At 43.4% G+C, this 22,639-nt stretch carries 22 protein-coding genes and 2 pseudogenes; 7 read left to right on the forward strand and 17 right to left on the reverse strand.

Features of this window, described 5'->3' with window-relative positions; all coding sequences use genetic code 11:
* Nucleotides 1–102: 102 nt before the first annotated feature.
* Entirely contained in the window at nucleotides 103–306 is a 204-nt protein-coding gene (locus tag ICC18_RS22445; protein WP_188176693.1) for a hypothetical protein, read from the reverse strand.
* A 27-nt stretch (nucleotides 307–333) separates the two neighbouring features.
* Between ICC18_RS22445 and ICC18_RS33950 the strand changes: the two genes are divergently transcribed.
* Nucleotides 334–678 (forward strand): alpha-L-rhamnosidase C-terminal domain-containing protein, encoded by a 345-nt coding sequence (locus tag ICC18_RS33950; RefSeq protein WP_446673946.1) that lies wholly within the window; start codon nucleotides 334–336, stop codon nucleotides 676–678.
* Between the two features lie 188 nt (nucleotides 679–866).
* On the opposite strand, the gene ICC18_RS33955 is transcribed toward ICC18_RS33950, so the two are convergent.
* From ICC18_RS33955 to galE, 10 genes and pseudogenes are all read right to left on the reverse strand, one after another.
* Nucleotides 867–1,139: a glyoxalase superfamily protein gene (locus ICC18_RS33955; protein WP_312029593.1), complete on the reverse strand. Its 273-nt coding sequence runs from the start codon at nucleotides 1,137–1,139 to the stop codon at nucleotides 867–869.
* Between the two features lie 69 nt (nucleotides 1,140–1,208).
* Nucleotides 1,209–1,623: pseudogene (locus ICC18_RS22455) on the reverse strand (GNAT family N-acetyltransferase).
* A gap of 384 nt (nucleotides 1,624–2,007) precedes the next feature.
* Nucleotides 2,008–2,199 (reverse strand): hypothetical protein, encoded by a 192-nt coding sequence (locus tag ICC18_RS22460; RefSeq protein WP_188176694.1) that lies wholly within the window; start codon nucleotides 2,197–2,199, stop codon nucleotides 2,008–2,010.
* 87 nt (nucleotides 2,200–2,286) lie between these two features.
* Complete coding sequence (locus ICC18_RS22465) at nucleotides 2,287–2,880, reverse strand: YdeI/OmpD-associated family protein (protein ID WP_188176695.1); 594 nt, start codon at nucleotides 2,878–2,880, stop codon at nucleotides 2,287–2,289.
* 99 nt (nucleotides 2,881–2,979) lie between these two features.
* The gene (locus ICC18_RS22470) at nucleotides 2,980–3,399 is read right to left on the reverse strand and encodes an SRPBCC family protein (protein ID WP_188176696.1); all 420 of its coding nucleotides are present in this window, start codon (nucleotides 3,397–3,399) and stop codon (nucleotides 2,980–2,982) included.
* On the reverse strand, nucleotides 3,396–3,725 hold the full coding sequence (locus ICC18_RS22475; RefSeq protein WP_188176697.1) for an ArsR/SmtB family transcription factor: 330 nt from the start codon (nucleotides 3,723–3,725) through the stop codon (nucleotides 3,396–3,398). The genes ICC18_RS22470 and ICC18_RS22475 overlap by 4 nt, the downstream gene beginning before the upstream one ends.
* 18 nt (nucleotides 3,726–3,743) lie before the next feature.
* Nucleotides 3,744–4,147 (reverse strand): annotated as a pseudogene (locus ICC18_RS22480) (DoxX family protein).
* Nucleotides 4,148–4,624: 477 nt separating this feature from the next.
* Entirely contained in the window at nucleotides 4,625–5,587 is a 963-nt protein-coding gene (gene nudK / locus ICC18_RS22485) for a GDP-mannose pyrophosphatase NudK (RefSeq protein WP_188176698.1), read from the reverse strand.
* Nucleotides 5,588–5,639: 52 nt separating this feature from the next.
* Nucleotides 5,640–6,842, reverse strand: a complete 1,203-nt coding sequence (locus tag ICC18_RS22490; RefSeq protein ID WP_223192786.1) for a MerR family transcriptional regulator — start codon at nucleotides 6,840–6,842, stop codon at nucleotides 5,640–5,642.
* Nucleotides 6,839–7,861 carry a UDP-glucose 4-epimerase GalE gene (gene galE / locus ICC18_RS22495; RefSeq protein ID WP_188176700.1) on the reverse strand — a complete coding sequence of 341 codons (1,023 nt, stop codon included), beginning with the start codon at nucleotides 7,859–7,861 and terminating at the stop codon, nucleotides 6,839–6,841. Before galE ends, ICC18_RS22490 begins: the two co-directional genes overlap by 4 nt.
* Before the next feature lie 160 nt (nucleotides 7,862–8,021).
* On the opposite strand from galE, the gene ICC18_RS22500 reads away from it, so the two are divergent.
* From ICC18_RS22500 to ICC18_RS22515, 4 genes are all read left to right on the forward strand, one after another.
* On the forward strand, nucleotides 8,022–8,813 hold the full coding sequence (locus tag ICC18_RS22500) for a Cof-type HAD-IIB family hydrolase (RefSeq protein WP_188176701.1): 792 nt from the start codon (nucleotides 8,022–8,024) through the stop codon (nucleotides 8,811–8,813).
* Between the two features lie 196 nt (nucleotides 8,814–9,009).
* Nucleotides 9,010–9,165, forward strand: a complete 156-nt coding sequence (locus ICC18_RS22505) for a hypothetical protein (protein WP_188176702.1) — start codon at nucleotides 9,010–9,012, stop codon at nucleotides 9,163–9,165.
* A gap of 20 nt (nucleotides 9,166–9,185) precedes the next feature.
* Complete coding sequence (locus tag ICC18_RS22510; RefSeq protein WP_188176703.1) at nucleotides 9,186–10,541, forward strand: MATE family efflux transporter; 1,356 nt, start codon at nucleotides 9,186–9,188, stop codon at nucleotides 10,539–10,541.
* An 82-nt stretch (nucleotides 10,542–10,623) separates the two neighbouring features.
* On the forward strand, nucleotides 10,624–11,208 hold the full coding sequence (locus ICC18_RS22515; RefSeq protein ID WP_188176704.1) for a LysE family translocator: 585 nt from the start codon (nucleotides 10,624–10,626) through the stop codon (nucleotides 11,206–11,208).
* A gap of 48 nt (nucleotides 11,209–11,256) precedes the next feature.
* Here ICC18_RS22515 and nagA read toward each other — a convergent pair whose 3' ends face one another.
* The 5 genes from nagA to ICC18_RS22540 form a co-directional block, all read right to left on the reverse strand.
* Nucleotides 11,257–12,432, reverse strand: coding sequence for an N-acetylglucosamine-6-phosphate deacetylase (gene nagA, locus ICC18_RS22520; protein ID WP_188176705.1), 1,176 nt, complete (start codon nucleotides 12,430–12,432; stop codon nucleotides 11,257–11,259).
* A 210-nt stretch (nucleotides 12,433–12,642) separates the two neighbouring features.
* The gene (locus tag ICC18_RS22525) at nucleotides 12,643–13,236 is read right to left on the reverse strand and encodes a hypothetical protein (protein WP_188176706.1); all 594 of its coding nucleotides are present in this window, start codon (nucleotides 13,234–13,236) and stop codon (nucleotides 12,643–12,645) included.
* Nucleotides 13,237–14,325: 1,089 nt separating this feature from the next.
* Nucleotides 14,326–16,242: a response regulator transcription factor gene (locus ICC18_RS22530; RefSeq protein ID WP_223192787.1), complete on the reverse strand. Its 1,917-nt coding sequence runs from the start codon at nucleotides 16,240–16,242 to the stop codon at nucleotides 14,326–14,328.
* Between the two features lie 413 nt (nucleotides 16,243–16,655).
* Complete coding sequence (locus ICC18_RS22535) at nucleotides 16,656–16,811, reverse strand: hypothetical protein (protein ID WP_188176708.1); 156 nt, start codon at nucleotides 16,809–16,811, stop codon at nucleotides 16,656–16,658.
* A gap of 581 nt (nucleotides 16,812–17,392) precedes the next feature.
* On the reverse strand, nucleotides 17,393–18,028 hold the full coding sequence (locus ICC18_RS22540; protein ID WP_188176709.1) for a ThuA domain-containing protein: 636 nt from the start codon (nucleotides 18,026–18,028) through the stop codon (nucleotides 17,393–17,395).
* A gap of 109 nt (nucleotides 18,029–18,137) precedes the next feature.
* Between ICC18_RS22540 and sigZ the strand changes: the two genes are divergently transcribed.
* Nucleotides 18,138–18,701: an RNA polymerase sigma factor SigZ gene (sigZ, locus tag ICC18_RS22545; RefSeq protein ID WP_188176710.1), complete on the forward strand. Its 564-nt coding sequence runs from the start codon at nucleotides 18,138–18,140 to the stop codon at nucleotides 18,699–18,701.
* A 475-nt stretch (nucleotides 18,702–19,176) separates the two neighbouring features.
* Complete coding sequence (gene spoVB / locus ICC18_RS22550; RefSeq protein ID WP_188176711.1) at nucleotides 19,177–20,727, forward strand: stage V sporulation protein B; 1,551 nt, start codon at nucleotides 19,177–19,179, stop codon at nucleotides 20,725–20,727.
* A gap of 124 nt (nucleotides 20,728–20,851) precedes the next feature.
* Here spoVB and ICC18_RS22555 read toward each other — a convergent pair whose 3' ends face one another.
* Nucleotides 20,852–22,555: a pectate lyase family protein gene (locus ICC18_RS22555; protein ID WP_188176712.1), complete on the reverse strand. Its 1,704-nt coding sequence runs from the start codon at nucleotides 22,553–22,555 to the stop codon at nucleotides 20,852–20,854.
* Nucleotides 22,556–22,639: the final 84 nt, after the last annotated feature.

The following is a 22,639-nucleotide window of genomic DNA, read 5'->3' on the forward strand; positions in this document are numbered from 1 at the left end:
TTTGTTGATAATTCAACACAGCGATTGAAAATGTTAATTATCTAAATGAAGAAGCAGTTAGCAGAGCGATCAAACGGAGTGGCGTGGCAAGAGAGGAATTATTTATCCCCAAACGCCGTTCCTGTCTGCAGATTCGATTTCCGCTTCCAATATTTCGATACTACCCATTGTGCTATGCGCCGTAGCCGTCGTTATTGGACGATCATTCACCAGGGCTTCTGCATAATACTTTAGTTGATAGTAGTAACCTTGATCCGCGGAAAGCTCCGCGTAGAAACCGGGCACATTATTCGGGTTGACCTTCAAGGTATCCCCGTTGAAGAGAATATTGCCGTGTTCAAAATTGACTCAAAAGCCCATTTCAAACCGCGATTGGCGATTGGTTATACCGGTATGTTGCGGGAATTGATCTGGATGAAGATGCTCCTGGATATCAACATATTCATATCAGACCGCAGCCTGGGGAGGGTTTATCCTGGGCGGAAGCAAAGCTGGAACGATGTATGGATGGATCAATCCGCATGGCGGAAACATGGTGACAATACCTTGGAAGTCAAGATTCGGATTCCGCCGAATACGACGGCTTCTGTCCTTCTTCCGAATGCAAAAAAAGCCATGCTCCGCGAACATGGTGCTGCACTTAAACAAACAGTGAAACCAAGGGAGACGTATCTCTAACTTTAGGGTCTGGAGAGTACAATTTTAGTTATTAAACTAGGGTACCCCCTTCAAAAAACGTACCAATCAGATTTTTATAAACGAGTACATATGCGTAATTGATTACCATCGGGATCTACGACTGTCATCATGCGAAGCCCTTCAAGATCCTCGCTTGGAGGCTCAAAAATATAGGTATCTATTTTGCTCTATAATTCACTGTACCAGCTATCAACATTTGGAACAAAAAAGTGAATTAATCCACCAACTTGGCAGTCACCCTTATGTTTAGTCAAATAAATAGTCATATCATCCCTGGTAATCTGAATAAAAACAGGAAAATGCGGTTCAAATCGATGTTCCCAATCGATTTGAAAACCCATTCCCTCGACGTAAAACGCCTTACTTTTTGTATAGTCAGTTATGCAGAATGCAGAGTTTAATTGTCCTGCCCGTTTACGGAATATAGGCCACCGTGCGATTCACCGGCAGACTAGAGCGCATATTATTATGAAGCTATAGATTCCTTTAGTTTAATTTCATATCAAGCGCTAAATGTCCTTTTTAAGATAATAATGCGTATGCCTTCCAGCATTTTGAATCGTTCCAAACACTTCAAAACCTTGTTTCTTATAAAAATCTATTGCTTGAAAGCTTAAGGTATCTACTTTTATGAACTCGCATTTTTTCTCTTTTGCAATTTTTTCTGCTTCCAATAGAAGATTTTTTCCGTATCCTAATCCTCTAAGGTCTTCTTCCACAAATAGATATTGTACCTCCAACCAGTTCCAGCATATTTCTCCAACGATTCCACCAAATATTTGACCATCAGCATTTATTAAAAACAGATTTACCTCTTCATATCTACCTTTTAAATCATCAGGAAAATGCTTTAAACTCAATCATCTTATTTCTTACAAAAGCTTTGTCAGCACTATTTAATTCATTAGAAATATATAGCTCCATATTCGCTCTCCTGTTCCCTTTCAATCCTAACTTGTCATGAGCAAAATTCTACATTAAACCCAACTTAACATATTCCCCCAATTTATGGATAAGAAATAATCCTTATATCTAAACTTTACTGCTAGACCTTCACAAAAGAAAAAAAGCCGCCGCAAAGCAAGCTCCTCCACTCTCAAGCACAAAAACTTCGCCTTGGGACAGGCTCTAGGGTTCAAGCATAACTGCCCGTCACGGGAAAGTAAGCAGTATAACCCCATGAGAATGCTGTTTAGGGCATAAAAAAGGCTGCATCTGTGTCGGCAGCCTCAATCGAGCTATCGTTCCCTCTGACGAGAACCAAACTTCATCGGATACTTATTTGTCGGGGTACATTGGCAGATGATACTATTCTAAGTCATTTCGGGGATGCGGATTAATCGGCGGATATAAGAATTGATTATCGAATTGATTATCTTTCTTCGGATCATGATCATCAGGGTTTTCGCTTTCATCTGGCATCTTAGCAGCAGTCATAGCCGACATAGCTTCAAAGCTTACGAAGTCTTCGACTTCTTCATACTGTTTATTTTCAGTCATTGCAAGCCTCCTAAAGGTGAATTCATTACTAGGCAATTATTCGCTTTATATTTACTTTTTATTCAGGAATTCAAGAAAGCTCTTGTACTAATCATTTAATCCCTTTCCATCGAGAATTTGCTGCAAATATTTTTCAACCCTTGACTCTCGAGTTTTGGGTTGTTTGGGTTCTGAAAAATAATGAATGTATGCTCTTTGCCGTCCCGGCGTCAATGCTTCAAAAGCAGTTTTCAAGGTAGGGATTTCATCGAGTTTATTTTGAAATTCTTTAGGGATTATGAATTCTGTCGTCTTCTTAAAATTCACTTCCAAACCGGCTTTTTCAACTTCAATGGCTTCATAAATATAGGCTTTCAAGATGGTTTCCATTTCAATTATTTCTTGAACATTGGTGAACCGAATCTGGCGCGCCGCCTGTACATTCTCCGTTTGTTGGATTAGAATCCCATGGGTATCCTTTAACAAGGCACCTTTGTGAAACAGAAGCGCACAATACTCCTTAAATCCATGTATTAAAACTATGTTTTTTTCCTCAAACGTGTAACAAGGATGCATCCACTTAAATTCTTCGGTCAGCTCACAGTCAAGAACGATATCTCTCAACTTCTCAAATTCCGCCTTCCACTTTTTGGCTTTTCTTAAAAAACCATCAACCTTAGGATTCATTCTACTATTTGTCATCAAGGAACACTCCTCTTCAATTTTTCGACCTGCTTAGCATCGGCAAGTGACTACAGAGCCATGGCAGGAATCCCGCCATGGTTCTGTAGCCGCTTGCGGTTATTGTTCCAACACCTTTTCAAGCTCGCCGCACCATTTACTCCAGCCATACTTAGCTCCACCCAGTGCTTGATCGTTTGAGATTCCGGTTTGTTCGAGATGAAGGTTAACCTTTCCATCCCCTAAATCCTTCAGCGTCCAGGTGACCGTGTGCTTCTCTCCGCTAGCCCAAGTATAGGACAACCGATTTGGTTGCTCCACGATAAGCACTTCGCCTTCAATAATCCCATTCCAATATTCGGTCGGCTGAGTTCGAAACTGAAAACGGTGTCCTACGAAGGGCTTAAAATCATTCTCCATCGCTTGACCGGTGTGGATGTTTGCCACCCACTTGGCAAGCTTGCTTGAATCGGTTAATGCGGACCAAAGCTTCTCGATTGATGTCGTAAACTGAAAATCCATAGTTAATGTTAAACTCATTCTTCTTCCTCCTCTAATAGTTGTTTTAAACGCAATATATTCCCACTCCAGAACTTGCTGTAGAAAGCCACCCAATCTTGAATTTCTTTGAGTGGGGAGGCGTTTAGCCTAAATCGTGTTTCTCTGCCGACTTTTCGGTCAAGTACCAGTCCGGCCTCTTTAAGGATTGTAAGATGCTTGGATACCGCTGTACGGCCCATTTGAAACTGTGCCGTTAATTCATGAAGCGGTAACTCCTCTGTCTCTGCTAATAGACGAATCAATCGGCGCCTAGTTGGATCTGCAATCGCGTCAAACACATCCCGCAACTGATTGTTCTCGCTCACAGCACCCTCTCCCAAATATTATTTTCGATAGTAGAAATCGATATTTAGTGCAGCGTAGGAAAGCGGGAGGATAATATAAAATCCGTAATCACCATAATCGTTAGCAAACATATGTGATAAAGCTGCACCTGTCATTAAAAAGAAGATACCAGCGTGAACCCATTCTTTAAGCCGAGGAAAACCCGGCACGACGACAGCGATGGCTCCAAGCACTTTCCAAATCCCAAGAATAGTTAATACGTATAATGGGTAACCAAGATTCTTCACTAACTCGATGTTTCCCCTCAATTGCATCAGTTGCCCGATACCGCTTAACATAACAGATGCAGCGAGCAGCAATGTGACTGTCCAATAAGCAATCATTTTCCCCGGGGCCGGGCTTCTACTTTCGTGGTTGTTTCCGTACCGATAATCGTACTCATTTATTTCCTCCTCATAATGGTTTCAAGTGAACCTTATTCAGGTTCCAAATTTTCCAAATGGTATACTTCTGATCGGACACCATTTAGTGACACTTTGATTATAGGTCACCATTTGGTGTCGTGTCAACAACATTATTAAACTCCGCATGAAAACGTCAGTTAGCAATGTGTGACAACATATTATGCCATTTGGCTCTTTGACTAAATGTTAAAAAGCTCGGCACAATAATGGAGGCCACTGAAAAAGTCCTGACGTCGTTTTTCAAAGATGCAAAAAGACCGTTTTTAGCCTGTGAGAAGGCTTTAAACGGTCTTTTCGTTGTTTTTCTTTAACATAAAACTAAAAAAGCAATGCGTTACGGAAAATACACTGCTTTTTCAGTGGCCTCGCGATAATGCCGAAGCTTTTTGATCATGACTCAACGGCCTCCAACCGAGATGTATTCGTCTGGTAGTAACCATACCCTGCATGGCTGCCTAAAAAATAATCGGAATCTCATTAATATTTCGGTATACGGTTTTCCCTTTTTCCGCAGCTACTCTCACCATTTCATCTGCACCCGCCGAAGGCCCTCCGACTCGCAATACCGCATCGCAATGAGACAGCAATCTCACTGCTGACGGGTGAAAAATGCGGTCGTATACCACATCCCCTATAGTGCGGGATCCGGCTGTGTCCATCAATGGGAGTGCGTACCACTCCCCAAGAACAGGCATATGTCCCATTTCATAAACCCTGAGGGCAGCTTCATTCATATACCGCATATTTTTTTCGATAAGCAAGGGATCATCGCCTGTATTAGATCGGTAAGGACCGGCGATTAATATATGCTCGGCTATTCGCGCCGGTTGAAAAAGCTGGTATATTTGCGCGTACTGCAACAGCATAATCGTTTTGGCGTCCCTGATTTGACCTTGTTTGACCATATCCAGTGCTTCCGCAAAAGGGAGCTCCAATACCTCAATATGTTCCTGTTCTTCCGTAACTCCTCCGCCTTCATTCACCCGCATATGGGAATCGTATTCTGCTACAAAAAAATGCAGCAACTCTGTCACCGAACCCGGTGACATATAGGCTTCACCGAGCTTTTGAACGCTTGTGATTTTGTATCCTGTTTCTTCTTCTGTTTCCCGGCGAATGCATTCCTCCGGGCTGTCCGAATCGAGCAAACCCGCGCACGCCTCGATAAGCATCCCCGTGTCATTGCCGTTGACATAAGTCGGCATTCGGAACTGACGGGTGAGAATGACGGTTTGCTTTTCCCGGTTGTACAGAAGAATGACAGCCCCGTTTCCGCGGTCATAAACTTCTCTCTCTTGGGTTTCCCAAGTACCGTTGTTGTTCTGGTAGGAAAATGTGATTTTCTTTAGTAGATACCAATTAGTGGATAATACCGTCTCAGCCATTATTTCTACCCTTGGATTCGTGCAAATGTTCATATTAATCCTCCTCGTTATGTGCTTATCTGGCAATAAATCATTCAGACAACCCTCATTTTCTTGATAGAAAAAATCCGGAATCCATCGTAATAAAGATTCTTCCGTTACCTTCCTGAATTTTCGCATTCAAATACGATCGGAAGGCTTCTAATCTTTCGCCTGTAAGAAAATGTCTTGCATTCATTGGTGTTGATATCATGTAATGAATAAGCGGTTCCGCTTCATTCACCAACATGTAATTTTCATATCGGATCAATTCAATATCTGTGAATCGAGAAGCCAAAATCTCCGATCCGTTGTCCAAGTGGAACCGTTCCATGACATCGTCCAGCACCCGTATAGCAGGGTCGAATGCCCTCGCAAGTTGCTCCATTTCCTGAAGGTGGCTCTTGCTCATGGTAGACGTATAGAGCAAACCGTCGCTCTTTAGTACCCTGTGACATTCAGACAGAGCATGCCCGATATCCAGCACGTGATAAAGCATGTGATTCGCAATGACGATATCGAATTCGCCGTCGTGGAATGGAATCGATTGCGCGTCAACCGTCAAAAACGTGAATTGGTTGTTTTGGTCATTTATATTGGTGCGGGCGGCCTCTATCATGCCCGGTGATTTGTCGGTAAGCGTAATGTTCCACGATGGCGGAACCCTGTCAATATTTCGGCTCCACAAGGCAGCATCTCCGCAGCCAAGTTCCAATATTTTGAGATCGGGCACCAACCCGAGTTGATCAAAGAACCACCGGTGCCATCCGATTTGATTGACGCTGAATCGGTCGTACAGCTTGATTCTTGCCTGCAGCCGGAGTGCGTTGCGGTATTGCTCACCCCAATTTTTTTCGGTATGAATCGTCTGAATGATGTCCGACAAGCTATCCCAATCCGCTTCTGCTTGATGTTCTCCGAGCATATCCAGCGCTTCATCGATTGCTTTGGATACAAACTGCATGTGGGCAATTTTTTGCCGGATTACTTCTTTTTGCATGATTAGAGAGCTTCTTAAGTCCTGTTCGGGAAATGAGCCTTCATAGATAATTTGTTTAATGTCGGAAAGCGTCAGACCGATATATTTTAGTGCATGTATTTTTTGCAGCCGCACTAAGTCTTCTTTACTGTACAAACGGACAGAAGCATCGTTATATTGCGATGGTTTGAGCAATCCGATCTGATCATAATATCTCAAGGTTCTAATTGTCATTCCCGTCCGTTTCGCGAGCTGTCCGGTTGTCAGATACTCTTTGTCCCTCCTCTTCAAGACAGTAACTCCCCCCGCCATGGCCCCTGTTTACTTTCAGCATATCCGTATGGATGTGTGCGATGCCACTCCCAGGCGCTTTCGACCATTTTTTCCAGGCTGCCTCGCTTCGGGTACCAGTTCAGCTCTTCCATGATGAGATCAGGCGATGCGATTAATACAGCCGGATCTCCTTGGCGTCTGGGGGCAATTTGAATGGGAAATTCCCGTCCGGTAACCTTCTTGACGGCTTCAATTACTTCTTTTACCGTATAGCCCTCGCTGTTACCGAGATTATAAACGGCGCTTTTCCCCCCGTTCCTCAAGCTGTTCACCGCCAAAAGATGCGCCTCGGCTACATCCATAACATGTATATAATCTCTAACGCAGGTTCCGTCTTTCGTTGAGTAATCGGCTCCATAGATTATCATGGATTCTCTTTGTTCTAATGCAGCTTGAATAGCCAAAGGGATAAGATGAGTTTCCGGATCGTGATCCTCTCCGATTAACCCGTTGTCATGAGCTCCTGCAACATTAAAATATCTCAAAATCACATATTTGATGCCGTGGGCCTGTTCCGCCCAATGTAGCATCCGTTCCACTGCTAATTTGGTTTCCCCATAGGTATTCCTCGGCATCTTTCGGTCGGCTTCCCGGATCGGAATCCGTTCCGGATCCCCATAAACCGCAGCTGTAGAAGAAAATACGATTTTATCCACGCGGTGCTTGTGCATAGCTTCTAGCAATCGCAATGTTCCTTCCACATTATTGCGATAGTATGCTAATGGCTGCGTCATACTCTCGCCGACAAGAGAACTGGCCGCCAGGTGAATGACGGCTTCGATTTCATTTTCCTTAAAGACAGTGTCCAATATCTTCGGATCATTCAAATCCCCAAGATACAGTTTACCGCCCAGTACTGCCTTCTCCCTACCGGTTGCCATGCGGTCTATAATAACAACTTCCTCATGCTGTTCTATGAGGGCGGCAACTACATGGCTTCCAATATAGCCGGTTCCGCCGCAAACTAATACTGCCATTTACAAAATACCCCATTTCGTCGTATCGTTGTCTTGATTATACAGGGTTACGTTACGTCACGTTCAAGCTTTATTTTTTGATCATATAAAGTTCATCATTACCAACATTGTGGTAATATGGATAAAAATACTTGATGGAGATTATAAATGGAGAGAAGTTATGAACCCTAAGTGGATTGTATTGGATTTGGACGGTACTCTTCTAAATTCAAAGAAACAAATATCTCGAAGAAATTTGTTTGCTTTGCAGAAGGTAAATTCTGATGGTATTCAGATTATTTTTGCAACAGCTCGTCCGCCAAGGGCTGTTAACTATGGAAACGTAAATTTGTCCTCTTTTGGGACGATGGTGTTTTATAACGGTGCTTTATTTCGATGTAACGTTACAAATCAGGAAATTCATTATTCAATATCAAAAGAATTAGTTGGTGCTATTTTCGATTATTGCTTATCGGTGGACCCTGAAGCTAATATCAGTGTCGAAGTCAAAAATGAATGGTTCACTTATAAATCGTTAGATTATCGAGAAATGATGAAGGTTACAACAAACCCAACAATTATCAATATTGAAGAATTAAAAACCTATGATTGCACTAAAATACTTATAACCGATTATAAGAATACTGAAGATATCGTTAATAGGTTTGGAGACCAGGTTCATATCTTGAACACAGATGATGGAAAATTGATTCAAATCATGTCAGTTAGATCTTCTAAAGAAAATGCCGTTAAATATCTGATTGAATCACAAGGATATAAAATGAGTGATGTTATGTGTTTTGGTGATGACTTCAACGATTTAGGTTTGTTTCATTCATGCGGTTTTCCGATAGCAATGGGGAATGCAATTCGAGAATTAAAAGAAATTGCAACAGAAATAACAGAAACGAACGATAATGATGGAGTTGCTCTAATATTAGAGCGAATCCTCCATAAAAGCCCCCTGAATTAGACTTCAAATTCCTTCCACTTCCTAACAGGAAAGTCGGAAGGGATTTTTTTGTTCTGGGATATTATTCCATGTTCACACTGCCGGAAGTTACAAGTACCCTTTCGGGTACTATACTGTTTCCAACTCGGATGTGATAATGACTCTATTGACACACTTCCACTTTTGAAACCTATTTTTAATGAAGGAGACTGAAGCTATGAACAAGCATCCTCTATTTATTCATATAAATACGATTACAGAACTAGATCTTCACGATGCATTGGTTGCCGCACGTAAATTTTTTGTTACTTTTATTCACAATATTCCTGATCTCATCCTCGACGCCCCTCCTTTTGGTCCAGGGATGAACTAACCTGTAAAGTGAGGAAATACATGACCGAGAAAAAAATAAGAAACTTAAGCATATTGGGGTTAACATGGCCGATATTCGTTGAATTATTGCTACATATGCTAATGGGGAACGCAGATACATTGATGTTAAGTCAATACTCAGACAACTCCGTCGCTTCGGTTGGTGTAGCCAACCGAATTATTTATATCATAATTCTTATTTTCGGTGTAATCGCAACAGGTACATCTGTGCTAGTAGCGCATCATCTTGGCGCAAAAGAATTTCAAAAAGCATCGGAAGTGGCCGTAGTCTCCATATTCGGAAATCTAATTCTTGGATTAGTATTAAGCGTGATGATTTATTTGTTTGGAGAACAAATTCTTCGAGTCATGGGATTACCCCAGGAACTGTTTAGTGAAGCTATGCTATACATTATTTTCGTTGGGGGATTCTCGTTTATTCCCGCTGTTATTCTGACTGTAAGTGCTGTGCTCAGAAGTCATGGCTTCACAAAGGATGTCATGTTTGTCACGATCGGAATGAATTTATTTGATGTCATTGGCAATTTCCTTTTTATTTTCGGTCCTTTCGGGATACCGATATTAGGTGTATTCGGAGTGGCTATTACAACAACGTTTAGTAAAGCTATAGGGCTTATTGTCATACTCGTGATCCTAACAAAGCGCGTTGAATATCCACTGCCGTTTTCAAATATTTTTAGTTTGCCAATGGAACATTTGCAAAGACTGTTCAAAATAGGGGTACCCTCTGCTTGTGAGCTGCTTTCATACCATACTTCTCAGTTAGCCATTACCTATATCACTACATTTCTGGGTACTCAAGCTCTTACAACCAAGGTTTATGCGGAAAACCTAATGATGTTTATCTACTTGTTTAGCATGGCTATCAGTCAAGGAACTCAAATCTTAATAGGACATTTGGCAGGAGCAAGACATTTTCAAGACGTCTATGAACGTTGTATCTATAGCATTCGCATTTCTTTTGCCATTTCGTTAGGGATGGGGATCATCATGTATATTTTCTCCAACCAACTTTTTGAAATATTCACTGATAATCCAGCCATCATACAATCGGGAAGCTTACTTCTGTTGGTAACTATCCTATTAGAACCTGGGCGATCATTCAATTTAGTCATCCTTGGTGCATTACGCGCATTGGGCGATATTCATTTCGCTGTTTATTTAGGGATAATCTCCATGTGGGGGATTAGTGTTGTCATGTCATATTTACTTGCAATATACTTCGAACTCGGCTTGCTCGGGATCTGGATCTCATTTGTTGTTGATGAGTGGTTGCGAGGGCTCGTCTTGTTAAGGAGATGGAAATTACGTTTATGGTTGAGAAAATACAATCATCATAATGAATTCGTTTCATAATTCGATCAGAATTTGAAATCGGACGGTTTTATCTTGGTGGAATATAGTTACCATCAAAGACTTATATAGGGAGTGTGCACGAATGTCAATTTTCATTGCGATGTGCTTTTTTTCATTATCCATGTCAATCTCTCCAGGCCCAGTCAACATGACGATACTTTCTTCGGGGGTGAATTTTGGATTTAAACGCACATTACCTTTCGTATCCGGCGCAACTATCGGGTTTACGTTCTTGTTGACCGCTGTTGGATTAGGAATATCCAATTTCGTGGAACAAGTTCCTATATTCTATGATTTACTAAGGTATTTAGGGACAGGATATATAGGTTATATTGGCTACAAAATTATGGTTTCACGTCCGGAAATTGAGTTCAAGGAGGAACAAATACCGCGTTTTCAACATGGTTTTCTCTTGCAGTGGCTTAACCCCAAGGCTTGGATTGCATGTTTTTCCGGTGTTTCCGCTTTTGGTCTGACTACATCTATGCTTCTTGTATTTTTGTGTATTTATTTTCTCATTTGCTATCTGTCTCTTGCCGTCTGGGCACTTCTGGGATCTAAATTGCAATTTCTCACTAAAGTGAAGAACGGCATTAAGATTTTTAACATCGCAATGGGGGGATCATTAATTATTGTAGCAATCTATCTTTTGTTTTCAACCTACTAGAATTAACAGAAGAAAACAGCAGACTTATGATGGCATTGTGCAGGAAATTTATCCTTCATTTTCTTCGCCAACAGAAAATCGGATTTCACCACGGATCATCGTCCACGTAACTTTAAAGTCTTCATCCAAGAGTACCAGATCGGCATAATAACCAGTATCAATCCGCCCAAGACGATCTAAACCGAGTAATGTGGCAGGTGTCGTGGCAGCCATTGCTACTGCATCTGTAACGGGTATACCAGTTATCGTCGTTAATCGCAAAGCCTCGTTCATTGTAACGGTACTAGACGCTAGCGTTCCATCTCGCAATCGAGCTATACCCTCAGATACGGTGACAACATGACCTCCAAAAGAATATTCACCATCGCCGAGACCCATCGCTTGCAGTGCATCAGTAATCAGCACCATACCCTCCGGCCCTTTAATGCGGTGCATCAAGCGAACGACAGCCGGGTGTAGATGCACACCATCAACTATGGTTTGCAGGCTTACATGCGGTTCCTCGAATGCCGCTACTATTAGACCGGGGGCACGATGATGTATCGGTGGCATACCGTTGAAGCAGTGGGTTACATGGCTGGCTCCCTCCTCGAACGCCAGTTTGGCTTCCTCATAGGTCGCGTCAGAGTGTGCTAGAGACACGATTATCCCCTGCTGTTTAAGGAACGATAGCAGTTCCATCCCGTTTGGCAACTCAGGTGCTAATGTTACCATCTTTACCAAATGACCAGCTTCCTTGAGAATACTCTTCATCTCATCTATATTGGGATGGCGCAAGTATGCCTCATTCTGCATGCCCTTACGCTTAGGATTTAAGTAAGGTCCTTCAAGATGCAATCCTGCTATCCGAGCTCCAACTTCCTGGCCGATGACAGCCTTCACACCTTGGATCATTCCCAACAGATCCTCAATGGTAGAGCTAACAGATGTTGCCAGGAACGATGTACAGCCGGTTTCAGCGCATTTCCGGGAGACTGCCTGTACGCTCTCTTCCGTTCCGTCCATCATGTCATATCCTGCAGCCCCGTGAATATGCAGATCTATCATACCTGGAATAAGCATTTGGCCCCTTGCATCGATCAATTTAACGTTTTTCTCCTCTTCGGTTATGTCATTCCTTGTCACCTGTTCAATAATGCCATTGCGAATCCAAACAGCCGCAGAAGATTGCTGTTCCCCAGAGAATGCAAGACGTGCATTATGTATGACAGTTAATGTTTCCATCTTTCAACCTCCTACCCTCTTATATGTTCTTGAATGATAAATAATACTCGTTTACATGGATGAGTAAAAAGATCGCACCCGCCTGGCCAAAAAGGTCTTGAGGAGTTCGCGATCTTTTTTCGCAAGCTTCGATTCCGTTTCTGCTGTTTTCACAACCGATCTTTTATCTATTCCACCACCTTAAGTTGCCGATTTGGCGGAGTAGCAAAATCAGGATGTGATGGCAAGATCCGATTCACGATTGGCAGATTCCGATATCTGACCTGCCTGCTGCCAGGCTTCGATGCCGAACAGGATAAAGGCGAAACCCCACAGTAATGGTCCTATGTCAGAGACAACCGGCAAGAAATTCAGTACAGGTGTCGCGAGCAACAGAACTGCAGGTAGTTTGGAGAAAATCTTCGTTCGGAACACGCAGGCCGGAAAAAGAATCATGCTAAGGACAAGTAGCGGCATGGATGTTAACCCCGTGATCGCGATTGGCAAAGGAGGGTTAGTAGAGTCCAGCATGGCAGGCTCATAAACCTTGAAGGTAAGCGAATCAAATACGAGCGCCATTAGCAGAAAGCTAGCAACCGAGTGTATAGCGAATGCCGCAAACCCAAGTTTCCCTAGCTTTCCAATGTGTAAGAAATACAGCCCAAACATCCCGATTCCCATAAACATCGTACCCAGTACTCCCGACACCAATTCTGGAATACTATTAAGCCCCAAACCAAGCGCAAATGGTGTCATTATGGCTCGAAAGAAGCCTCCGAGGATGCTGCAAACCGCAAGGAAACGAATGACTTGACGAAATGTCATAATTGTCAACAAGTCCTTTCTTTTTTGGATAATGGAAGGAGAGGCTTCAAGCCGAAGCCGAGTGATTAAAGGGGCGAGAAGTTGCAATTACTAGGTCTCGGTTCCTGCAAAATACTCTCAAAGGATGCATTCACCCCGCCATTATTTACAGCAAAATATGAGTATTCCGTATTGTGTGTCAAAACTGATTACCCTGTCAGGAATAAAACAGCAACTGCAATGCAAATGGATAATTTCACCTCCTTAGTACAAATTCCCTTCCCTTCCCTTTCCCATTGAATGGTCAATCATCTTTTGTCCGACCCCAATCTTAACCACATGGCCGATGACTATTGATACTTCACTGATCATAGCAAAGACCAATATTAGAAGAGTAGTACCCATTCGGGTACTCTTGTATTCTAACGTTTTAGATAAAACAGCATCCCCTTCCGGAGAAATTTGGAGGAAATATTAATGCAGATAATTGGTGGGGCATTAAAAGCTTTTCGAGAGGATCCCTTACGAATGATGTACATGCTTCACAAAGTAAGTATGGTAACGTAGCGAAATTCCGGCTAGGTCCAAAAAGTATCCAAGCCATTTTCATCCAGAATTGTTTAAAGAGATTATGATTACGAAGGCAGACTCCTTCGTCAAGGGAGGAGCTTTCGGGGAAGTTAAGCGTCTCACTGGGATGGCCTTGTTCTAAGTGAAGGTACGTTGCACAAGAAACAACGACGGATTATTCAATCGAAATTCACTGGAGTAACGTTCAGTACTATGCAGAACAAATGAAAGCCAGCACATTGAACCATATTTCCACATGGAAAAGCGGTGAGCGACGTGAGCTAACAAATGATCTGTTTGCGATTGCATTCGATATTATTGAGCTTACCATGTTCAGCGTTGATTCTCGCGAGCAACTAGACCGAATAGGGAAAGCCTTCGATTCGGTCTGCTGCTGAGAAGATCAGATCCCTGGTACGAATTCCCCTAGCCATACCAACCACCCAGAACCGGGTATACGTCGGAGCTCTCCGAACGCTCGACGATACCCTTGCCCCAAAGGGGGAATTCCATTTATTGTGATGCGTCGTCAATCCGACATTATGGTTTAATCATTAGTTTGACAGCAAGCTGGGTCCGCTTATGAATGTCCAACTTAACATAGATCGATTTCAGGTGTTTCTTCACTGTCGATTCGGTAATGATCAGATTCTTGGCAATCTCCATATTTGAAAAGCCGGATAGCACCTGCAGCGCGACTTCTCTTTCGCGGTCACTCAACAGATCCAAGAGCGGGGAATGCAGAAGGAGAGCGGTCCCCTCATCTGTATTAACTATGGTTGATTTCCACTCCATGCCTGCTCGCCGGAACAAGTGGTTCAAAAATTCGAGCAGTTTCTCTCCTCTTGTATCAAGCTCGTAGGTTGGCGTCGGGGTACGACCATCATGGTTACAGTGAGTCGCACCCTCTACGATGTTGAATCCAAATCCTGTATACGCTTTGCGTCCGATTTCGTTATCGAATGGAGTGCAGACAAGTAATCCACCTCTGCAAAGGAACGAATAGATGAGATAGATGGCAGTCGTCCTAAGTCTTGGATTCAATATGTCCGCATAATCGAAAGAACGTAAGAACCAACCAGCCGGTTGCTCTTGAGGAGACGCTAGTCGGGTTCGTTCCTCCAGCTTTAGTGAATTCAAATAAGGACTACAAAGCGGATCCTGCTCGAGCCAAGGTAACGTAACAGCATGGAACGGTATGCAAATAGCCAAAGCACAAACACGCTCCTCTTCATCCCGAAGCAGTTTTATGGATGAGGGCTCCAAAACATATAATGACTTAAGATCGAGCGGTGCTGCATTATATCTCACTTGTTCAGCTGTATATTCGATTCGGAACAATTCACCAGTAACTGGGTCAATCTCGACTCCGGATACAGGTTGCGTGTTATTTTCTCTCCATTCCGCATAAGCAAGAGCATCTTGCAATGTAACATCCGTAACGGTTTCCCAATAATACGAGCTGTTCTCCGGTTCGTCTAACAATGCACGAAGCACGTCCACCCCCGTGTATCGAAAAAGCTCACCAACCTCCCACTCCATCATACTCCTATCTGAACTGGCGAGAATAGCATTAGCATAATAAGCGGCGCTACGCTCCATCAATCGACGATACTGATTCGGCGCTCTTTCCTTGAGACGAGCAAGCGTCGACTCCCTCATGAGATCATGGAGTTGCCACCCTCGCTCCGATTTCCTTACGAACGACAAAGATGACAATCGGTCAAAAACATCAGACGGAACAGCCTCCTCCATCACAAAAGATAACCGCTCCTGATCAAAAACCCTCAGAACTGACGCAGACTCCACATGTCTCCTAAGCTCTCTGTCGGGTACTTCCTGCATCCATAATGCCGCAAGTTCATCGAATAAGTCATCGCCAACGATTGTCTTCGCATCCGCATTCATTGTATGTGCTGCGGCTGCAAGCGACATTGCTAGCGGGTGACCTGTCGTCTGTCTCCAGATCAATTCAACATTCCCTTCGCTTGTGATGCCGCACATCTCCAAGTAACGTACACAGTCCGACCGCTCCAGTTGTGGAATGGGTAACTGTCGGAGACGCTCTCGCCATACAGGCGACAATAGCCACCCTCCGCGCAGCGGATGACGTCCGGCAAAGAGCAAAAGCGAACGTTGCGGAAGCAGGGGAATCAGACGTTCGCGCACCCAATTCTCCATATTCCGCATTTCTTCAAATGTGTCTATCGCGAGTACGACTATCCGGTCCCCAGCAAGACTCTCCAGTTCAGTACAGAAATCCTGAAGTAGGTCCAATTCAGAATCAGGAGGGCATTGGATCTGCCTTAGCAATGCATTCGCGATGCCACGTTCGGAATGATTGAAATCCCGGCTGTCCAACTGCATGAAACACACATCTAACTCGAAGGCCTTCTGGCGGCACAATCGAAGAAACGTGCTTTTACCTACTCCACCGGTTCCGTACAGATGTAGCAATCGTGGTTGCCCCTCACTACGGACCCTGCCGAGAAGACTCTCGAATATCAAGAGTTCTTTTTCACGTCCTACGATGAAACGTAGTTCCCCATCGGATATATTTTCTTTATTTTTCATAGATATCTAATAACCACCAATCCGGCTTACTCCTGAATAGAACATTCAACGAAATAAATTTCGCCTCAAAACCCCTGACTCCTTCATTCTTTTTGATCTTTAACTGCTCTCATTAAAAACTCTTTACTATTTTTTAATTACGTAAAACATAAGTTTGATGAAATGAGTAACTCTACAAAAGGCGGCCGTGATGACAATCAAGAAAAGTGGAGGAGCCGGCATACCCGATTGCATTGCACAAGGTGCAGCTTCAGCCGAACAGCTGTTTCGACAAATGTGCATACTATTCTTCATTTTCAGCAGCCAAGATCGATGCCGTAATCACGCCGTATAGCGAATTGATTATATCCCTGACGTTTAAATGCATTAGCCATAGGAACATTATTGATGTCCGTATCCGCACGGATCAAAGTAATCCCGGCCTCCGACAATACGGAGGTTCCTTTATTCAAAAGCTTTGTTATTCTTCATTGTTGATTTCTAACCATGAGATAAACCTCTATCGAGGTCTTTCGAAGATGTGCGACCGCGTTCAGCGGAAGGTTTATTCGCCAATAAGAATTTCGTTTTCCGACTCATCGGAAACTTATAAATTCTTATGTGGTAAGAAAAACCACCTAAACAATTAGCGATCAATTCGAAACTATCGTTCCCCCATATATATACTCGAAAAATCATACAGATTTATCCTTCAAACGATGATTTCCATAGTTATACACGAAAAATCATACACAAAAGCTCTAATTAAAGCGAAGAACCCGATTTTATATGAAATTTCATACAGAATCGTTGTTTCTGTGATTACTGAACCTTCGCAGTTCCGCTCTTTTTTAAGGCCCGTTACTTAAATAAAGAAAATCAACAACAAAGTTTAACAGAGCCTATTCAAAAGAGCGTCGATGAACCCGCTTCCTCGTTGTTCCGGGACAACTCTAATAAATCCGATGGTGGCGTTTGTCGGGTTTTTTACCGGCATGACCGGTCCAACAAGATCCCCATCGGCTGTGTAGGCGAGTAGTAAGCTAGTCATATATCAAGACCGTCCGGAAACCCAGCGAGCGCTATTTAGAATGAGCCGTTTGATAGCTTCTGATCTGAAAGAAGCTGCCCTGTGACCTGGATGTAAATAAACTACCTTTCCTAAACCATAATTCTGTTCCCACGCAGATGGCCATCTTTTCCCGGCGTGTTCGTACTCTAGAAATACAGTTCGCGGTGTGAATGGATCGAATTCAAACTGATACGGCTCTTCTTCAACCGTAAAGTCCTCCACTCCTTGTAACAACGGATGCTCTTTCATTGTTCGATAAAAATCAAGCAGTTGAAAAGGGGGGTGAGTGACAAACTTGGCTCCGATTACCTGCAGCAGCTCATAGCTGCCCGCCAATGAGATGCCGTTATGAATAGCAAGAAGACCTCCTCCGCCCGCCACGAATTTCAGCAAACCGGCAATTTGCTCGGGTGTCAGAGCTCGTGTCCAGATATCCGCATAAGAGATACACAGAGCAAACTCGTTTGTATCAAGCGTCGATAAGTCATCATAATTTTGTGTTACGGTCAATCGAAATTCCCCTTCCAAGATTTTTTCCAGCTCTTGCTGTACAGGCTTGAGAGGATGCCAGGCTCCTGAATGATCATCACCAATTAATAGAATGTGTTTTTCAGTCATTTTATCCAACTCCCAATTGATATTGTGTTATGATAGGTAGACGGTGGAAATTGATAATGGACGCAGCATTGACTAAAAATATTTTTTTCAAGTGTGGAGTGAGTTTGCATTGGATATTTCTGTAATATGGAATGACTATTACCCTCAGCTCAAGCGATTCGTCTCGAGCCGAATCAATAACCGGGCAGATGTGGAAGACATCGTACAGCAGGTCTTCATTAAGATAAATGATCATATAGACGATCTGAAGGATGAGCAAAAGTTGTCGTCCTGGATCTATCAAATTGCCCGCAACAGTATGGTAGATTATTTTCGTAAAGAGAAGTGGAACGACGAGCTGCCCGACCAGCTGCAGACGACAGATGAATACGATGAGCCAGATCTGGCCCAGGAAGTGATTTCCTGCTTCGAATCGGTTATCCAACAACTGCCGGAAAAATATAAGGTGGCGTTGGAGCTCTCCATGTTCAAAGGGATGTCCCAGAAAGAACTGAGCGAACAGCTGGGCATTTCCTATTCGGGAGCTAAATCAAGAGTACAGCGTGGACGTGAGATGCTAAAGGAGTTGCTGACTGGCTGTTGCCACATTGAGTCGGATCGATACGGGAACATTATCGATTTTCACATCAAATGGCGATACCCTTCTTGTACTACCAACGAACAGGAAGGGTAACTAAGATAGATCGTATATGATTGCAGCAGCCGGGGATCGAACGATTCTGCCCGTGGGGTCTTGATCCCGAGGGCGCTGCCTGTTACGTCAAGTTTTAACACTCAATTTCCATTGTGCATTTTGCCGTTGCACTCGACGCAATTCTAACGAAAATTAAACGGACAAGGACTTCCAATACTCCCAAGCTTTTTTAGTAATCTTCCAAATCATGTGGATGAAATCCCAATTTTATTCCGCTATCTTTCCGTTAGCATAACAAGTGGCATTAATACTTGTTAAAATATTCAACCACCAACACAATCAAACCAAGAACAAACATTAGAACACTATCACCGAGAAGAAAAGTTAAATAGAAATAGCCGCCCCGCCGTATGCGCCCTCACATGTCCAAAAATGACATCAACACCGGCTTGTTCGCATGCTTTTCCAATTTTTGAATACATTTAAGTATTCGAAAAACAGGAGGACACAAGTCATGTCACAACACGGGCAATCGTTTATGAGAGGTACGCTGGTCTTGTCTGTCGCTGCTTTCATCAACCGTATCCTCGGTTTTATCAGCGGCATGTATATCGCTCGCGTACTGGGTGCAGAGGGAATCGGCATCTTGATGATGGCGCATCCGCTCGTCCCGCTCGTCATTACGATTACGGAGCTTGGATTGCCGGTGGCAATTTCAAAGTTGGTCGCAGAGGCCCACACTCGCGGCGAACGGATGAAAGTGAGGCGCATCCTGCATGTCTCGCTCGCTGTCACGGGCGTCTTAAGCGTAGCGCTCACGACCATATCGTTACTTGGATCTGAGTGGATCGCATCCATTCTGCTAAGCGACCAACGCGCTTATTATGCGATGCTGGCGATTACGCCGATCGCGCCGATCGTCGCTGTCTCCGCCGTATTAAAGGGATATTTCCGCGGCATGCAGCAGATGAATACCATTGCCGCTTCCGATGTACTGGAGCATACGGTTCAAATCGCCTGTGTACTTGCGCTGGTTCACCTATTGCTGCCTTACGGCGTCGCTTATGCGGCTGCTGGAGCAATGGCTGCCTCTGTCGTCAGCGAAGCGATCAGCCTCCTATTCCTGGTGACAAGCTACAAGCTATACGGTGAATCGAAGATGCCGGGCGAGACTTGGGTAAGCCACCTGAAACAAGGAAAAAGCACACTCGGCGAGCTGCTGCAGATCGGACTGCCGACGACCGGGCACGGTATCATTCATTCGTTATACAGCACCTTCCAGCCGCTTCTTATTACAACCAGCCTGGCACTGGCCGGCATCGGCACGGCGTTAGCTACGAAGCAATTCGGCCTGCTGGCCGGCTATGCGTTTCCGCTGCTGTTCATGCCAAGCTTTATCACGCAGTCCTTGTCCACCGCTCTCATTCCTGCGATTGGCGAGGCGGCGGCTAACAAGAACAGTCTGCTCATACATGAGCGGATGAATCAGGCTATGATCTTGGGACTCCTGATCGGCGCGCCGGCGACCGTTATCCTGTACGAGTGGGCAACTCCACTAACGACACTTGTCTATAATGCGCCGGAAGCAGGATTGCTTCTGAAAATACTGGCGCCGATGTTTTTCATGCATTATTTCGACGCTCCGCTTCATGCGATTCTGCTCGGGCTTGGCCGCGCGAAAGCTACGCTGTGGAATTACGTAATAGCCACCGTATTCAAGGGTGTCTCAATCTTCGTGTTAGGCAGCCAATTTGGTATTATTGGCGTTGCGTACGGCATCGGTATCGGCATTGTGATTCAAACACTGCTGAACTTCTTTTCCATCTCAAGCTCGATCGGATTTTATTGGAGTATTCGTCCTTATGTCAAGGTAGGGATCTGCATGATGCTGATGGCGATATGCGGGCACTGGACCTATAACTATGTTGCCAGCCATGGTATGCCGCAGTTATGGTGCGTTATCACTTCAATCGTCTGTTCCTTGTTTCTCTATTTCGTCGCACTGATATTGACGGGTACGTTGAATTGGAAAAGTACGCACCACAGATTTTCGATTCCATGGTAAGTTTACTTGAAAAAGAAAAAGCAGCCATGATCGGCTGCTTTTCTGAATTGAACATAGTGGTCACAGAATGGTGTTTATCGGCAGGGAAATGTCATAACGCGGCTATCCCTGTCAGGCTGTGGGTTCAGTGGTTCTTGTTGTAACTTTCTGCTTCAATAGTCGAATATGCATCCATATAGTTTGTTTTTAACCAGTCAGCAGCATTGAAATCAACTTTTTTTGATATTCCTGCGTATTTTACTACTGTTGGTACAACACTGTTTAGCGGAACGGTTTTATACGCATAAGGCAATTGCTCATTGTAATCATAGGTGAAAGTAAACGGTGTGCTTGGCGGCTTCGTTTTACTCATATTTTCTACCCCGACGATATGTGAAGACCAAGCCCATTTCCCGATTGTTGATTTGTCATACCAAGTGATTCCCTTGGTAAACAAATTATCACCATTATTATCCCAGCTGCTTCCTATGTAAGATCCGCTGCTATTTGTTACTTTTGAATTTACAATTAAACTATGGTTGAACGCATCTTTAAATAACTCATTAAAAGGTGCACTCATATTTCCAGTATCGTCACCTTGACGTTCTGCACCTATCAGCGGTTCATTAAAAGCATTATAAACATTTGTATCTGCTGCTATCGAAGCACCATTTCTTGCATTGACTCCACGTGATAATGTGTCTCCGCCATATTTTGAGATAGCGTATACACTATCCATTACAGTCTGATGCGACGAATTATCAAAAAAATTATTAAATACATGGCCAGTTCCTTGACGAATCATAGGCAAACGTTGCCCAACATTCGTATAACGATTGTACGCCATGGTCAATCTAAGTCTTTGATTTCCATCTTTGACCTCGACTCCGGCAGGACTAACATAATTCGTATAATCCTTATCGCCGGAGCCTACCAAATGAACTTTAGAGTGATAGGCTGCATAAGCCATAATCTGATTTTTGGTAGCGCCTTCATTACGCATTTTATAGTAGACGCTAGTTGATGGGTTCAATGCACCTGCTGCATATTTTTGCTCCATATATTCGATTGACTGATAAATAGAACTGCTCTCATCAGGATATTCAGTTGCTTCTAATCCGAATTCATTCCAAGATAACGTTACATTGGATGAACCGTTTTCCATGTCAATCATTCCATCTGCCGCTATAGTAAACTTACAGTGGTCTATCCATACATTGTTAGCGCCATTCACCTTGATATATGACCAACCTACCTCTTTATGCTTACCCGAGTCATCCCATTGCCACATTTCATCAAATTTGAGATTTCTGATGACAATATCGTTAGATGAACCCTGCAATTTTATTTCCGTATGCTTAATGGACTTGCCTGATGTTGAGAAGATGGTTAACCCATTTACATTTGAAATGCTTAATTTAGATACTCCGGAAGCAGTTAACAGTGGATTTGTGAATCCGTTTGATGGTTTCGGATAATTTGTAACGAAACTATACTTTGATCTTTCAGTTGAATCTAGAGCTAATTCAGTCCATCCTAAGTTAATAGTATCCGTAACTTCAATAACTTTAACAGTACCTTTACTTGCATCCAGAATTGCCTGTAAAAACTCTCTTCCATTACTAACTGTACGATAATAGGAGGTTCCCACATAACTACTTCTATCATTTACTCCTAAAGAAGCATAGCCAGGAACGGATAAAAAGCTAGTATCATATTTCTTTTCAACCTTAGTCGTATTAGGTATTGAATTAATCACTGCTGCCTCTACTTTACTGCCTGCATTAATATAAGATGGAGTCACCAATAGACTTGCCATCACCAAACTGCTTAGGACTTTTTTCATCATTTTTAAATCCCTCCTTCAAATAGTAATTCTTCCTCGCAATCCCATTATCTATCACCTATAATCATTGACCGTCCCCCCTTTTAT

The sequence above is a fragment of the Paenibacillus sedimenti genome (genome assembly GCF_014534655.1).
GTDB lineage: Bacteria > Bacillota > Bacilli > Paenibacillales > NBRC-103111 > Paenibacillus_E > Paenibacillus_E sedimenti.